Origin of the sequence: Anaerococcus sp. AGMB09787 (assembly GCF_022808955.1) — a bacterium.
GTDB lineage: Bacteria > Bacillota > Clostridia > Tissierellales > Peptoniphilaceae > Anaerococcus.
In genome coordinates this window covers 1-15,529 of record NZ_JAKZEY010000007.1, presented here as the reverse complement: position 1 = coordinate 15,529, position 15,529 = coordinate 1, and the positions used below count along the sequence as shown (strand labels likewise).

The window sequence follows — 15,529 nt, the reverse complement described above, 5'->3', positions numbered from 1 at the left end:
TAAAAGGTCCATGCAAGGAAGTTATATTGCTTGGGCCTTATTTAATTTGTAAGTAAACCTTAACAGGGGAGGGCTCGACTTATAAATTCTGATGGGCTTGACCTCCACGAGCCGGCACGCTTGCCTCTCAAATATTTATTTTATTTTTGCGATATTACTTGCAAATTTTTGGATTATATGATATTATTAAGTCAAACAATAAGAAAACGCTTTATTGTTTATACGTATTTTTCCTTGTCAACACCATATATATCTTACACGAAATGTAACCGGTTACAATTAATCGCTTACTAGTACACATATGATTGCAATAAAAGGTATCATAATAATATTAGATACTAATATTGGGAGTAAGTATGAATATATATGATGTTGCTAAATATGCTGGTGTGTCTGTAGCTACTGTGTCTAGAGTTATTAATAACAAAGAGGTAGTTACAGATAAGACCAGGAGAAAAGTTGAAGAAGCTATAAAAGAGCTTGACTATGTTCCTAATGATGTAGCCAGAGCGCTTGCCTCAAACAAGACCAATGACATAGGAATAATGGTTGGAAATATAAGAAATTACTTTGATAACCAATCAGCCTACGAATTAGAAAGAAATCTAAAAGAAAATAATATGGTGTCTATCCTATGTAATACTTCTGATGAGGATAAAGAAAAAATCGAATATCTAAATGTTTTACAAAAGAAAAAAGTTGATGGAATTATTACAGTAGGATCCACCTATGGCGAGAGAGATTTCTTAAAAGAATTGTCTAAAGTAAGTGAAGATATACCGGTTGTTATGCTAAACGTTATTGATAATACCAAGGCTAGTAAACTTGCCTATGTGTGCTGTGATGAGGTTGATGCAATGGAGCAGTCTTTAAAAAATTTTAGAGATAAGGGTTACAAGAAACCTCTGCTAATATCAAGAGACCAAAGATTCTTGACCCGTGCCTATATAACCAAAAAAGCAGGATTCATCAAAGGACTCAAAAAATACTATCCAAACAATGAATTCATAGAACTCACCATAAATGATATAGATAAAGAAATAGATGATGTTATAGCTTACATTAAAGAAGAGCAAGTAGACGCTATCCAATTTGAGGTAGATAAAATTGCCATATGTTTTTATAAATTTTTTATAGATAGGGGAATAAGAATACCAGAAGACCTTGCTATATGTGGATTTGATAATGATTTAGTTACAGATTATACAGACAGAAGAATATCTTCTATTGATCAGAGGATACCTAAACAAGCTCAAGTAGCAGTAGAGACATTGATAAAATTAAATAATGGAGATGATGTAGAGAGAGTTAATATGATAAAAGCCAAATTAGTAGACAAGGAAACCAGCTGATGACTTGGTTTTTGATGGGCTTGAGTATTAATATAAGTTAGGCTTATATGAAAAGTTGTTTTCGTACACATAATGTAAGCGATTACAAAAAACGGAGAAATTAGGAGGTGATAGGTAAATATTTAAGTAAAAAATGCTTATCTTTTTAAGATATAGAAAATGGTTTATAAGAATATAGATTTGGTAAGTATCGTATACTTATGTGTTTAATGACTTATATGCGTGGAATGGTTGTTGGAATCTAATAGGGTTGAAGATTATTCAAGTAATGTGAAGACGTTTTTGTAGATAGTAGTACTTGATACAAGTTGCGAGTATAGATACTTGAAGCAAACATAGCAAATTTAAAGATTCATATGAAATCAAGTATTTATATTAACTTGTGTTTTTAGTCAATATTATATTAAACTAGCAAAAAAATTATAAAAGTAGTCTATACGTTTAAAAATAAACAAGAGAGAATAGTAGCATAAAGGAGGCTTATGTGTTATATCCAATATTAACAGATTCAAGAATGGTTAGTTCCCTAGACGGAATATGGAATTTTAAATTAGATAATGGTGAGGGATTTAATGAAAAATGGTTTGAAAAACCATTGGGAGATTCAACAACCATGCCAGTACCTTCTTCATACAATGACTTGAAAGAGGGTAGTGATTTTAGAGATCACTATGGATGGGTCTTTTATCAAAGACAATTATATGTACCAAAAACTTTAAGAGAAGATAGGCTAGTTTTAAGGTTTGATGCTGTAACCCACCATGCTAAGGTTTACCTAAATGGAGAAATGCTTGTAGAGCACAGGGGAGGTTTTTTACCATTCGAAGTTGAAATCCAAGATTATGTTAAAGATGGAAATAATCTATTGACAGTTGCAGTTGATAATGTAATTGACTATACTACTCTTCCAGTAGGTGGAGAAAATCCTATGCTTGGAGGAATGGCAGGCTATGATTTTAAAATAGAAACAAAGAAAGTAAATAATCCTAACTTCGACTTCTTCAATTATTGCGGAATAACAAGACATGTTAGACTATATACAACTCCAAAAGACTATATAAAAGATATTAATGTAATATCCTCAATTTCAGGTGAAGATGCTGTATTAGAATACAAAGTATTTACAGAGGGTAGTGGATCTTGCAAGGTATCTGTTTATGATGAAGAAGGAAACAAGGTAAGCGAAGCTGAAGGAGCTGAAGGAAAGCTCAAAATAGAAAATGTTAGACTATGGCAAGTTCTAGATGCATATCTATATGATATCAAAGTTGAATTCAACGAAGATGAATATATTCTCCCTTATGGAGTTAGAACTGTAGAAGTTAGAGGATTAGAGTTCTTGATTAATGGAGAGCCATTCTACTTTAAGGGTTATGGAAAACATGAAGATACTTTCCCTAATGGTAGAGGTATAAATGAAGCTATGAATGTCAAAGACTTATCTATTATGAAGTGGCAAGGATGCAATAGTTTTAGAACCAGCCACTATCCATATTCAGAAGAAATGATGAGATTATGTGACAGGGAAGGCTTTGTTGTTATAGATGAAACCCCTGCAGTAGGTATAAACTTTAGCTTTGGTGGTGGGGCTAATTTTAATGGCCAAAAGGTATCAACCTTTGATAAAGAAAGAGGTATAAAAACCTTCGACCACCATAAAGATGTTATCAAAGAAATGATAAATAGAGATAAAAACCATGCTTGCGTTGTTATGTGGTCCATAGCAAATGAGGCTGATACAACTTCAGAAGGTGCTATGGAATATTTTAAGCCTTTATTTGATCTAGCTAGGGAAACTGACCCTCAAAATAGACCTTGTACAATGATTGGTGTTCAAAGCGGAGCTGATCCAAAAGATGATATAATTAGCGAATTGTCTGATGTTGTATGCTTAAACAGGTATTATGGTTGGTATTTTGGTGGACCTTTCATAGATGATTCTGTAAAACTCCTAGAAGCAGAGCTTATTAAATGGAGAGAAATAAATAAACCTGTAATGTTTACAGAATATGGTGCAGATACTGTATCAGGCTTCCACAACACTACACCAGTTATGTATACAGAAGAATATCAAGTTGATTATTATAAGGCTAATAATGATGTCTTTGATAAGTTTGACTTTATTATAGGTGAGCAAGCTTGGAACTTTGCTGACTTTGCTACAAGCCAAGGTTTAGTAAGGGTCGATGGAAATAAGAAGGGCTTGTTCACAAGAGATAGAAAACCAAAACTAGTAGCTCATTACTTTAGAGAAAGATGGAATTCTATTCCAAACTTTAACTACAAGAAAAATAAATAAAGAATTGTTAGATTCATTCCTAGATATAGAAAAATAGTAAAAGAAAGGTTGGTTATGAAATTAGAAATAAAGAATATAGAAGAAATTAAAAAGCTAGTGGATAAGGCTCCTACTTTTGATGTTAGTAAGCTAAGGGAAGACTCAATTAAAGATCCTAAGTGGCTTGCTTTTGGGTCAGGTAATATTTTTAGAGGTTATATTGCAAGAATTGCCCAAGACTTGGTAGATGCAGGAGACTTTGACAGGGGCATATCTGTTGTTGAAACATTTGATGAAGAGATAATTGAGAAGATTTATAGACCTTATGATAATTTAGCTGTATCTGTAAGCCTTAATAAAGATGGTAAGTTTGATACGAACTTGATAGCAAACCTAGCTGAAGCTCTAACTTTGGCAGATATGGATAGGATTAAAGAAATATTTTTGAATCCTAATTTGCAAATAGCAAGTTTTACAATTACTGAAAAGGGCTACAATCTTTATGCGCCTAATGGCGAGCTTATGGATGTGGTGAAAGAAGATCTAGCCAATGATCCATCTGATGCAAAACACCTTATGAGTATTGTTACAAGTATGCTATACAAGAGATTTAAGGATATTGGCAAGGGACTAACCCTCCTAAGTCTTGATAACTGCTCACAAAATGGAGATAGGATTAAGGAATCAGTAATGCTTGTTGCAAAGAGTTGGAATGAAGATGGAAAGGTAGAAGATGATTTCATCACTTATCTAGAAAGTGATGTATCCTTCCCATGGACTATGATAGATAAGATTACTCCTAGACCTGCTAAGGAAGTTAAAGACTATGTAGAAGGGCTTGGATTTGAAGAAATGGATCCTGTAATCACTTCCAAAAACACCTATATAGCTCCATTTGTTAATAGTGAAGAAACAGAATATTTAGTTATCGAAGATGATTTCAAAAATGGTAGACCTGACTTTACCAAGGCTGGTGTATATCTTACCGATAGGGACAAGGTTAACAAGGTAGAGAAAATGAAGGTAACAACCTGCCTAAATCCTCTCCATACTACCCTTGCGACATATGGTTGTGTCCTAGGCTATGGATCAATAGCTGATGAAATGAAGGATGAAGACCTTGTAAGTCTTATAAAGAAAATTGGATATGACGAAGCCCTACCAGTTGTAGTGGACCCAGAAATCCTAAATCCAAAGGACTTTATAGATGAAGTTATAAATGTTAGATTACCAAATCCATTTATCCCAGATACCCCTCAAAGAATTGCGACCGATACTTCTCAAAAAATGGCAATTAGGTTCGGTGAAACAATCAAATCCTATATTGAAGATGAGGATAAGGATGTAAAAGATCTAAAATATATTCCTCTTGCTATAGCTGGATGGGTTAGATACCTATTAGGAGTTGATGATGAGGGAAATAAGTTTGAATTATCTCCAGATCCATTAATGGAAGAACTTCAAAAGGACCTTGAGGGAATAGCTTTAGGAGAATTCAAAGAAACAGACGGACTAAACAAGCTATTAGGCAATAAAAATATATTTGGATTAGACCTAGAAGAAATTGGACTAAGTGACCTAGTTAAAAAATATATAGAAGAGCTTAGTGAAAAAACTGGATCAGTTAGAGAGACTTTAAAGAAATACCTATAAGGAGATATATTATGAAAATGACCTTTAGACATTATGGAAACAATGATCCTATACCATTAAAATACATTGCTCAAATTCCTGGAGTTACAGGAGTCATGGCAATGATGAATGAATGGGAAGCTGGAGAAGTATGGGAAAAAGATGTTTTGCAAGAATATGTTGATAAATGCCACGAAGTTGGCCTTGACTGCGAAGTAATCGAGTCAATCAATGTTCATGAAGATATAAAGATGGGCCTTGACACAAGAGATAAATATATAGAAAACTACAAGCAATCACTAAGAAATGTGGCTGCTTGTGGGGTCAAGACTGTAATCTATAACTTTATGCCAGTATTTGACTGGGTAAAAACAGACCTAAAAAAAGAGCTAGAAGATGGATCCAACACCCTTTCCTTTGACCAAAAGAAGGTAGAGGGGCTAAGTCCTAGGGACATGGTAGACGAGATCCTAAGTGGAGCTGGTAACTTTGAGCTACCAGGCTGGGAACCAGAAAGACTTTCCCAACTTGAAGACACCCTAAAAAAATACGAAGATATAGATGAAGATAAACTCAGAGAGAACTACAAGTATTTCCTTGAAGCCATTATCCCGGTATGTGAAGAAGTTGGAATAAAGATGGCAGTCCATCCAGATGATCCAGCTTGGCCAATATTTGATATTCCAAGAATAACTTCTACTGTAGAAGACTTGGAAAAAATTGTAAACCTTGTAGATTCTCCATCAAACACCCTCTGCATATGCACAGGTTCCCTAGGTTCTAGGAAAGAAAACAATGTAAGCGAAATAATCCGCGACTTTGCCAAAAGAGGCAAGATTGGAGCCATGCATGTTAGAAATATCAAGTTTACTGGCGACAAAGAATTCTACGAATCAGCCCATCTATCTTCTGCAGGCAGCCTAGATATCTACGAAACTATGAAGGCCCTATATGATGAAGGCTTTGACGGCTACCTAAGACCGGACCATGGAAGAATGATATGGGATGAAGAAGGAAGAGCAGGCTATGGACTATACGATAGGGCACTAGGAGTTGCTTATATAAACGGTCTATGGGAAGCTATAGGGAAGAATGATAGATAATAAGGATGTTCGGATATGAAAAAAAGAATAAAGGGCATATTAATGGGCCTTTTTATGATTGTAATATTAGCTTCATGCCAAAGTAAGGCTAATCAATCTAAAACAATCATCAGGGTGGGGCACAATCAATCTCAAAACCACCCTACCCATGTTGGGCTTTTGGAGTTTGAGAAGTATGTAGAGGAGAGGCTTGGTGATAAGTACGACATCCAAGTTTATCCATCAGAACTCCTTGGTAGTCAAACAGATATGGTGCAATTGACTCAAACTGGAGCTATTGACATTTGTGTAGCAAGTAATGCTATACTAGAAACTTTTGATGATGTGTATGAAATTTTCAATTTGCCATACTTATTTGCATCTGAAGAATCCTACCACCATGTTATGGATGATGAAGGGATTACAAAATCAATCTTTGAATCAACCAAGGAAGGTGGATTCGTAGGGGTTACCTGGCTTGATGCAGGGTCAAGGTCTTTCTATACAAAGGATCGTAAGATTGAAAAACCTGAAGACTTAAAGGGACTTAAGATTAGGGTTCAACAATCTCCTACCAATGTAAAGATGATGGATATGTTCGGAGCAAGTGCATCCCCAATGGGCTTTGGTGAAGTTTATACTGCTCTCCAATCTGGAATAATTGATGGGGCTGAGAATAATGAGATGTCCCTTACAGACAATGGTCATGGAGAGATTTGCAAGTATTATTCTTACGATATGCATCAAATGGTGCCGGATATCGTTATAGCAAATTATAACTGGCTAAATAAGATGGATAAGGCTGAAAGAGCAATTTTTGATGAAGGCTTTGATGTTCTCTCAGCAGCTCAAAGAAATGAATGGAAGAGCGCTATAGAAAATGCTAAGAAGGAAGCTCAAGAAATGGGAGTAGAGTTTATCTACCCTGACCAAGCAGCCTTTGCCGAAGTAGTTGAACCCCTTAAGGAAGAAGTTATAAGCAAGAATAATAAACTTCAACCATATTACGAAAAAATAAATGACTACAATGAAGAATTTCCAGCTAAGGAGGCAAATTAAATGAGGAAGGTCTTAGATAATGTAATGAAAGTTTTATCTGCTTCAACCTTGCTAGTTATGTTCGTACTCGTTATATGGCAAGTTTTTACCAGGTATGTACTAAATAATTCTGCTACATGGACAGAAGAGTTAACTGCCTACCTATTTGCCTGGTCAACTCTTTTTGGAGCAAGTATTGTAGTTGGAGAAAGGGGTCACATGAATATCCCAGTAATTATGGATAAGATGAGTCCAGGATTTCAAAAGCTTATAGGAATATTTTCTGAAGTTATTATCCTATTATTTTCTTTGGTAATCCTAGTTTATGGTGGATTTTCTATAACTAAACTTGGTATGGGACAAATGACATCATCACTTTCACTTCCTATCGGTGTTTTTTACATACCAATACTAATTTCCGGTATTGTAAATATCATTTATTCAATACTAAATATTAAGGATATGGCAAGTGGAAGGATAGTATTTGAAAAGAAATCCACAGTTGAAGAATCATCATCTCAAAATGTTATTGATGCAGAAACTGAAAAATATATAAATGGAGGTGAGAATTAATGGCATTACAAGCTCTAACAGTCATTCTTTTAGTACTCGCCCTATTGTTGATACTAGGAGTACTTATTTCCTTTTCGATAGGAATAGCAGCTATATCTGGAATAATTCTTACAGTTTCACTAGATGTTACAGTAATTACGGCGGCTCAAAGAACTTTTGTTGGAATTAGTTCCTTTAGTTTGACAGCTATACCATTTTTCATTTTGGCAGGAAACCTCATGAATGAAGGTGGAATAGCCAAAAGACTTGTTAATTTTGTTATGGCACTTTTGGGTAAACTTCCAGGCACCCTTATGGTTACAAACGTAGGAGCCAACGCCTTATTTGGTGCTATATCTGGTTCAGCATCAGCTGCTGCAGCTGCTGTAGGATCTATGGTAAAAGAAGGAGAAGAGAAGCAAGGCTATGATAAGGCGATAGCAGCAAGCTCAAATGGAGCATCAGCACCATCAGGTTTACTTATCCCACCATCAAATGCACTTATAACCTATTCATTGGTATCAGGTGGTACTAGTGTAGCAGCACTATTCCTTGCGGGCTATGTACCTGGTATAATTTGGGCCATAGGCTGTATAATTGTAGCTGTTGCCATTGCGAAGAAAAAAGGCTACAAGCAAAATGCAGGTAAGTTTTCTTGGTCAAACCTACTAAGGGCAACTATTGATGCTCTTCCAGCCCTAGGTCTAATCTTTGTAGTAATAGGGGGAATAGTTCTTGGAGTATTTACAGCGACAGAAGGTTCTGCAGTATCGGTTTTATACTCCCTTATCCTAGGATTTTTATATAAGAACTTAAATTTGAAAAAAGTATGGCATATCTTGGTAGAATCAGCCAAGATGAGTGGAATAGTAGTATTTTTGATAGGGGTATCCAATATCCTATCTTGGGTAATGGCCTTTACAGGTATTCCTCAAATGATTGGTTCTGCCTTATTGTCAGTAACCGAAAATAAGTACTTACTCCTATTAATAATAAATATAATTTTATTAATAGCTGGAACCTTTATGGACGTAACTCCTGCAATACTTATCTTTACCCCATTATTTTTGCCTATAGTTACTGGTTTTGGAATGCATCCAGTTCACTTTGGACTAGTACTAGTTTATAACCTATGTATAGGTAATATTACACCACCTGTAGGAAATACCCTATTTGTGGCTATAAAAGTCGGAGATACAAGTCTATCAAAGGTTATGCCATACATGCTTAGATTCTATGCAGCAATTCTTATAGGTTTGATTTTAGTAACATATCTACCGTTTGTAACTTTAGGATTACCACAAGCGGCAGGATTATTATAAGGAGGAAAAATGAACAAATTTATTAATGATGACTTTATGATTCACAACGAATACGGCAAGACTCTTTATCACAAATATGCTAAGGATATGCCTATTTTCGATTTTCATTGTCACCTAGAAGCTAAGGAAATTTATGAAAATGAAAAACTACCATCTATCACCGAAGCTTGGTTAGGAGGAGATCATTACAAGTGGAGAGTTATGAGAGCTTGTGGGGTTGATGAGAAATACATCACTGGTGATGCTAGTGATTATGAAAAATTTGAGAAGTACGCTGAAATAATGCCTGAGCTAATAGGAAATCCAATTTATCACTGGACCCACCTGGAGCTTAAAAATTATTTTGGAATTGATTATTGCCTAGATAAGTCAACAGCCAAGGAAATCTATGATAAGTGTAACGAAATCTTAGATAGTGATGATTATAGGCCTAGGGGACTCATAAAAATGAGTAAGGTCAAAGCCCTTTGTACTACAAACGACCCGGTTGATACTTTGGAATACCATGAGAAGCTTGAAGCAGAAAAGGACTTAGGCTTTGTTGTAAAACCAGCTTTTAGACCTGATGGTGCCCTTTATATAGATAAGGATTCCTTCAAGTCATATATTAAAGAGCTGGGAGTAGCAAGTGGCGTTGAAATAAAAGACTTTGATAGCCTCAAAGAATCCCTCCTAGCAAGGATAAAATTCTTCAATGAAAGAGGTTGCAGGGCTTCAGATCAAGCCTTTAAATACATTCCTTATAGGAGAGCTACTAATGAAGAATTAAACGAAATCCTAGCCAAAAAACTAAATGACGAGCCTATTAGTATTGAAGAAGAAGAGAAATTTAAGACAGAATTATTTATATTCTTAGCTAGTCAATACAAAAAATATGACTGGGCAATGGAAATCCACGTTGGAGTTATAAGAAATAATTCCAAGAAGCTCTTTGATAGCCTCGGCGCTGATGTAGGAGGAGATAGCCAATCTGACTTATCTTTTTCTGAAAATTTTGCCAATATCCTATCAGACATTGAAGAGCTATCTGGCCTACCAAGAACTATAGTCTTCCCATTAAATCCTAAAGATCAATATCCAATTGCAACAATAGCAGGATCATTTAATAGGGCTAATGATGATCATATATCTACTGTTCAACTAGGAACAAGTTGGTGGCACTTAGACCACAAGGAAGGTATGACTGATCAAATGAAGATATTCTCACAAGTTGGAGTATTTTCTAAATTTGTGGGTATGCTTACAGATTCTAGATCATTCTTGTCTTACCCTAGACATGAATATTTTAGAAGAATCTTATGCAATTTTATTGGAGAATTTGTTGAGAGAGGGGAATATCCTTGGGATGAAGAATTCTTAGGAAATCTTGTTCAAAACATTTGCTTCAACAATGCTAAGAAATTTATAAAAATAGAATTTTAAGGAGGAGATATGTCAAAAATCGAGACAATAACACAAATCAAAAAACTCGGCATAGTACCAGTAGTAAGAGCAAAAAACACAGATGAAGCAATAGAATATTGCAAGGGACTAATAGATGGAGGAATAAACACCCTAGAAATAACCTTCACCATACCAAATGCAATAGAAGTCTTCCAAAAACTACAAAAAGAACTACCAGCAGATACCCTAATAGGTGCAGGTACAGTACTAGACCCAACAACAGCAAGACTAGCCATAATGAATGGAGCCAAATTCATAGTATCCCCATCATTTGACAAAGAAGTAGCCAAACTATGCAACACCTACAACATCCCATACATGCCAGGCTGCATAACACCAAAAGAAATGCTAGAAGCCTACAAATACGGAGTAGACATAATAAAACTCTTCCCAGGATCATTAACAGGCCCATCCTACGTAAAAGCAATACATGGTCCATACCCACACTTTCAAATAATGCCAACAGGGGGAGTAAGCCTAGAAAATATAGAAGAATGGTTCAAAGCAGGAGTAGTAGCAGTAGGAGCAGGCTCTAACCTAGTAAAAGGAAGCCGAGAAGAAATAAAAGAAAAATCACAAGAATACCTAAAAAAAATAGCGGAGGTAAGAAAATAATGACAAAAAAAGTAGTAACCCTAGGCGAAATAATGCTAAGACTATCAACACCAGGCTATGAAAGATTCGTTCAAGCAGAATCCTTCGATGCCATCTATGGAGGAGGCGAAGCCAACGTAGCAGTATCACTAGCAAACTACGGCTACGATGCCTACTATATAACCAAACTCCCAGAACACGAAATAGGCCAAGCAGCAGTAAACGCCCTAAGAAAATACGGAGTAAAAACAGACTATATAAAAAGAGGAGGAGAAAGAGTAGGAATCTACTACTCAGAAACAGGAGCCTCATCCAGACCATCCAAAGTAATCTATGACAGATCAAACTCAGCCATAGCAGAAGCAGACAAAGGCGAATTCAACTTTGATGAAATCTTCAAAGATGCAAAATGGTTCCACACCTCCGGCATAACCCCAGCCATCTCCAAAAAAGGAGCAGAAATCACAAAAGAAGCAATGAAAGTAGCCAAAAAAGCAGGAGCCAAAGTATCCATAGACCTAAACTACAGAGCAAAACTATGGACACCAGAAGAAGCCCAAGCAGTGATGAAAGACCTCATGCAATACGTAGACGTGTGTATAGGAAACGAAGAAGACGCATCATTATCCCTAGGCTTTACACCAAAAGGCCTAGACGTATCAAGTGGAAAACTAGATGCTAGTGCCTACCAAGAAATCTTCAAACAAATGAAAGAAGAATTCGGATTTGAATACGTAGTATCAACACTCAGAGAATCATATTCAGCAAGCGATAACGGCTGGTCAGGCATAATATACGATGGAAAAGAATTCTACCAATCAAGAAAATACGATCTAAGAATAGTAGATAGAGTAGGTGGAGGAGATAGCTTCGCAGCAGGCCTAATAACAGGCCTACTAGATGGAAAAGGACCAAAAGAAGCCCTAGAATTTGCAGTAGCAGCATCAGCCCTAAAACACACAATCAAAGGCGACTTCAACCACGTAAGCCGAGAAGAAGTAGAAAGACTAGCAGGAGGAGACGCTTCAGGTAGGGTGCAAAGGTAGGATAAAGTAAAATCTTAAAAACATGAAATCTAAAAGACTTAGATGATAAGAGGAGATATTATGTCAGAGAAAAAATTGAAATTTGAAATTATTGGTTATGGTACAGCGGGATCCATGTATGGCCAATGGTCTAAAGGAAGCGGGAGCAGAGATAAAATATGTTTATGATGAAAGTGAAGAAAGAGTTGACGACTTTATAGAAAGGTTTCCAGAAACTGAAAAAGCCGAATCCCTTGAACAAATATTAAATGATCCTTCTATCAAAATGGTAGCGGCTGCAGCTATACCTAACTTAAGATCAGCCTTAGGTAATAAGGTAATGCTTGCAGGTAAGGATTATTTTACAGATAAAACAGGTTTTACTAGTCTTGACCAGTTGGAAGAAACAAAGAGAATTCAAAAGGAGACGGGGAGGAGGTACTTTGTCTATTTTTCAGAAAGAATCCATGTAGAGGGAGCAGTTTATGCTGGAGAACTAATAAAAGAGGGAAGAATAGGAAAAGTAATTCAAGTTACAGGCTTTGGTCCACATAGTTTAAACAAGGAACAGCGACCAGACTGGTTTTTTAAAAAAGATCAATATGGTGGAATTCTTACAGACATAGGAAGTCATCAAATTGAACAGTTCTTATATTACACTGGAAATGAAGATGCGAAGGTTATATCTTCAAAAGTTGCTAATTATTATAATCCAGATGTACCTGAACTTGAAGATTATGGTGATGCTACACTTGTAGGAGATAACGGAGCAACATTTTTCTATAAAGTTCATTGGTTTTCACCAAAGGGATTATCAACATGGGGTGATGGACGTACATTTATTACTGGAACAAAAGGATATATTGAAATTAGAAAATATACTAATGTAGCTGAGGAAGAAACAGGAGATCATGTTTACCTAGTTGATGAAGAAGGGGAGCATCACTTTAAGGTCAATGGAAAAGTAGGTTTTCCATTTTTTGGACAAATGATTCTAGATTGTATTAATGGGACAGAAAATGCAATGACTCAAGATCACATATTTAAGGCTCAGGAATTATGTTTATTATGTGAAGAAAATGCAATCACATTACAAACTAATATATAAAATAAATTATGGAGATTAATATGGAGAAAAGAAATATAAAATTTGGTATAAAGGATAAGTTAGGCTACGCTGCAGGGGATATAGCTAACAATTTTACATTTGCATTTGTAGCTAGTTTCCTTATGATATTCTATACTGATGTATGGGGAATTAACCCTGGAATAGTGGCTGGATTATTCTTTGCAGCAAGAATAATAGATGCCTTTACAGATGTAGGAATGGGAACTATTGTTGATAAATTTAAAGGTAATAAGGATGGAAAATTCAGACCTTTCATAAAGTGGGGAGCAATTCCTGTAGCCTTAGCAGGATTCTTACTTTTCCAATCCTCATTAAAAAATATGCCAATGACATTTAAAATAATATATATGTATATAACATACATTTTATGGGGCTCACTTTGCTATACTTTTATTAATATACCTTATGGATCAATGGCATCAGCCATAACAGCAGATCCAGACCAAAGAACAGAATTATCAACATTTAGAACTTTAGGAGCTACAGTAGCGAACCTAGTAATCGGTTTTATTACACCATACTTCATATATAAAAAAGTTGCTGGTGGAGAAGATATACTACTTGAAGGAAGATTTCCATTAGTTGCAGGAATATTTGGTATATTAGCAATATTATCATATTTTTACTGCTACAAAAATGCAATTGAAAGAGTTGATGTACCTAGAAATACACAAAAAACCTCAGTTTTCCAAGGAATTGGAAGAGTTATATCCAAAAGATCACTAATATCTATAATAATAGTATCTATTCTATTACTACTAGCCATGCTACTTGTAGGAACAATGAACGCTTACGTTTACAATGTATATTTTAAAAATTCATCAGGGATGGCTCTTGCTGGATTAACTACATCATTACCAATGATGATAACAGCACCTGTAGCTATGCAAATGGGTAAAAAAATAGGTAAAAAAGAATCAGCTACAATCGGTTTAATAGGTTCTGGTTTAGTATATCTATTACTTTTCTTTACTAAGGTTGAGAATATGTATGTATTCTTGGCAGGAGCTGCTATTGCCCACATGCTTTTAGGAATATTTAATACCTTAACTTGGGCTATGATAACAGATGTTATAGATGATCTAGAAATTCAAAATAATCAAAGAGATGACGGTAAGGTTTATTCAATCTACTCATTCGCTAGAAAACTTGGACAAGCAGGAGCTGGTGGACTTGGTGGAGCTGCATTAGCAGCAGTAGGATACGTTTCTGGAGCTGCAAGTCAAACCCCTGAGGTTGCCCTCGGAATATATAATATAGCTACTTTACTACCAGCCATATCATTAATCATCGGTGGTTTAGTTGTATTTATAATATATCCACTAGATAGAAAAACAGTTGCGAAAAATAATCAACAGCTAAAGAGCTTAAGAAATAACCAAGCTAAATAATTATATTTTAAATCTTTGAATATCAAGTTGCTTAGATGTATTAAATTCTAATATATCAAAAGTTTATATAAAGATTTGAGTAAAATCCTCCTAGTTAGTGTAAATACCAACTAACCAGGAGGAATTTTTATGGCAAGAAGTATGGCATAAAAAAGAAGTAATTAGAGAAATTGTGTTTGAATAATACTATACTGAAATAGCGTAAGTTATTAAAGTTGTATTTAAAAACAATATGTCATAGTTTGCATTTAAATAATTATCTATCTATTTAGAAACATTTTTTATCTCTTCAAGATATAAATTTCTATAGCTAGATGGGGTCATATTTTCGTATTTTTTAAATATTCTAATAAAAAGACTTTCTGAAGAGTATCCAATTTTACTAGAGATTTCAGAAATAGACAAACTAGTATTCTTTAATAATTCCTTAGCTTTTGATAATCTTACTAGTATCAAGTATCTCTTGAAATTATAACCAGTAATTTTTTTGAAATTTCTACTTAAGTCAAGTCCATAATATTGTGTAAATTAATCTAGTACAATATTTACTACTTCATTTTAATATACAATTTAGAAGATGTTAGGAGGTCCTCATTGATGTCAATGAGGATTGGTCTCCAAAAGCCGACGAGCTAGATATTAATGGTATAGCTGAATCTTCGTTAGGAAATATCCTAATCACTTTTTTGCC

The 15,529-nt window shown here is 35.1% G+C and carries 12 protein-coding genes; all 12 read left to right on the top strand.

From position 1 onward, the window contains the following. Positions 1-356: 356 nt before the first annotated feature. The 12 genes from MUN42_RS02540 (at position 357) to MUN42_RS02485 (ending at position 14,838) form a co-directional block, all read left to right on the top strand. The gene (locus MUN42_RS02540) at positions 357-1,352 is read left to right on the top strand and encodes a LacI family DNA-binding transcriptional regulator (protein ID WP_243342728.1); all 996 of its coding nucleotides are present in this window, start codon (positions 357-359) and stop codon (positions 1,350-1,352) included. A gap of 484 nt (positions 1,353-1,836) precedes the next feature. Further along, on the top strand, positions 1,837-3,651 hold the full coding sequence (gene uidA, locus MUN42_RS02535; protein ID WP_243342726.1) for a beta-glucuronidase: 1,815 nt from the start codon (positions 1,837-1,839) through the stop codon (positions 3,649-3,651). 54 nt (positions 3,652-3,705) lie between these two features. Beyond that, positions 3,706-5,283: a mannitol dehydrogenase family protein gene (locus MUN42_RS02530; RefSeq protein ID WP_243342725.1), complete on the top strand. Its 1,578-nt coding sequence runs from the start codon at positions 3,706-3,708 to the stop codon at positions 5,281-5,283. 11 nt (positions 5,284-5,294) lie between these two features. Beyond that, the gene (uxuA, locus tag MUN42_RS02525; RefSeq protein ID WP_243342724.1) at positions 5,295-6,365 is read left to right on the top strand and encodes a mannonate dehydratase; all 1,071 of its coding nucleotides are present in this window, start codon (positions 5,295-5,297) and stop codon (positions 6,363-6,365) included. Positions 6,366-6,380: 15 nt separating this feature from the next. Then, a complete protein-coding gene (locus tag MUN42_RS02520) occupies positions 6,381-7,403 on the top strand; it encodes a TRAP transporter substrate-binding protein (RefSeq protein WP_243342723.1) in 1,023 nt (340 codons plus the stop codon). Beyond that, the gene (locus MUN42_RS02515) at positions 7,404-7,955 is read left to right on the top strand and encodes a TRAP transporter small permease (protein WP_243342722.1); all 552 of its coding nucleotides are present in this window, start codon (positions 7,404-7,406) and stop codon (positions 7,953-7,955) included. Beyond that, the gene (locus tag MUN42_RS02510) at positions 7,955-9,256 is read left to right on the top strand and encodes a TRAP transporter large permease (protein WP_243342721.1); all 1,302 of its coding nucleotides are present in this window, start codon (positions 7,955-7,957) and stop codon (positions 9,254-9,256) included. Before MUN42_RS02515 ends, MUN42_RS02510 begins: the two co-directional genes overlap by 1 nt. Before the next feature lie 9 nt (positions 9,257-9,265). Then, positions 9,266-10,678 (top strand): glucuronate isomerase, encoded by a 1,413-nt coding sequence (uxaC, locus tag MUN42_RS02505; RefSeq protein WP_243342720.1) that lies wholly within the window; start codon positions 9,266-9,268, stop codon positions 10,676-10,678. Between the two features lie 9 nt (positions 10,679-10,687). Next, positions 10,688-11,314: a bifunctional 2-keto-4-hydroxyglutarate aldolase/2-keto-3-deoxy-6-phosphogluconate aldolase gene (locus MUN42_RS02500; RefSeq protein WP_243342719.1), complete on the top strand. Its 627-nt coding sequence runs from the start codon at positions 10,688-10,690 to the stop codon at positions 11,312-11,314. Beyond that, the gene (locus MUN42_RS02495; RefSeq protein ID WP_243342718.1) at positions 11,314-12,339 is read left to right on the top strand and encodes a sugar kinase; all 1,026 of its coding nucleotides are present in this window, start codon (positions 11,314-11,316) and stop codon (positions 12,337-12,339) included. The genes MUN42_RS02500 and MUN42_RS02495 overlap by 1 nt, the downstream gene beginning before the upstream one ends. A 118-nt stretch (positions 12,340-12,457) precedes the next feature. After that, positions 12,458-13,426 (top strand): Gfo/Idh/MocA family oxidoreductase, encoded by a 969-nt coding sequence (locus MUN42_RS02490; RefSeq protein WP_243342717.1) that lies wholly within the window; start codon positions 12,458-12,460, stop codon positions 13,424-13,426. 20 nt (positions 13,427-13,446) lie between these two features. Further along, complete coding sequence (locus tag MUN42_RS02485) at positions 13,447-14,838, top strand: glycoside-pentoside-hexuronide (GPH):cation symporter (protein ID WP_243342716.1); 1,392 nt, start codon at positions 13,447-13,449, stop codon at positions 14,836-14,838. Positions 14,839-15,529: the final 691 nt, after the last annotated feature.

What these genes read in the sequence shown, in the direction of transcription:
- MUN42_RS02485 (WP_243342716.1), top strand. Translation starts at nt 13,447, where the DNA reads ATGGAGAAAAGAAATATAAAATTTGGTATAAAGGATAAGTTAGGCTAC.
- MUN42_RS02510 (WP_243342721.1), top strand. Translation starts at nt 7,955, where the DNA reads ATGGCATTACAAGCTCTAACAGTCATTCTTTTAGTACTCGCCCTATTG.
- MUN42_RS02500 (WP_243342719.1), top strand. Translation starts at nt 10,688, where the DNA reads ATGTCAAAAATCGAGACAATAACACAAATCAAAAAACTCGGCATAGTA.
- MUN42_RS02515 (WP_243342722.1), top strand. Translation starts at nt 7,404, where the DNA reads ATGAGGAAGGTCTTAGATAATGTAATGAAAGTTTTATCTGCTTCAACC.
- uxuA (WP_243342724.1), top strand. Translation starts at nt 5,295, where the DNA reads ATGAAAATGACCTTTAGACATTATGGAAACAATGATCCTATACCATTA.
- MUN42_RS02540 (WP_243342728.1), top strand. Translation starts at nt 357, where the DNA reads ATGAATATATATGATGTTGCTAAATATGCTGGTGTGTCTGTAGCTACT.
- MUN42_RS02530 (WP_243342725.1), top strand. Translation starts at nt 3,706, where the DNA reads ATGAAATTAGAAATAAAGAATATAGAAGAAATTAAAAAGCTAGTGGAT.
- MUN42_RS02520 (WP_243342723.1), top strand. Translation starts at nt 6,381, where the DNA reads ATGAAAAAAAGAATAAAGGGCATATTAATGGGCCTTTTTATGATTGTA.
- MUN42_RS02490 (WP_243342717.1), top strand. Translation starts at nt 12,458, where the DNA reads ATGGCCAATGGTCTAAAGGAAGCGGGAGCAGAGATAAAATATGTTTAT.
- MUN42_RS02495 (WP_243342718.1), top strand. Translation starts at nt 11,314, where the DNA reads ATGACAAAAAAAGTAGTAACCCTAGGCGAAATAATGCTAAGACTATCA.
- uxaC (WP_243342720.1), top strand. Translation starts at nt 9,266, where the DNA reads ATGAACAAATTTATTAATGATGACTTTATGATTCACAACGAATACGGC.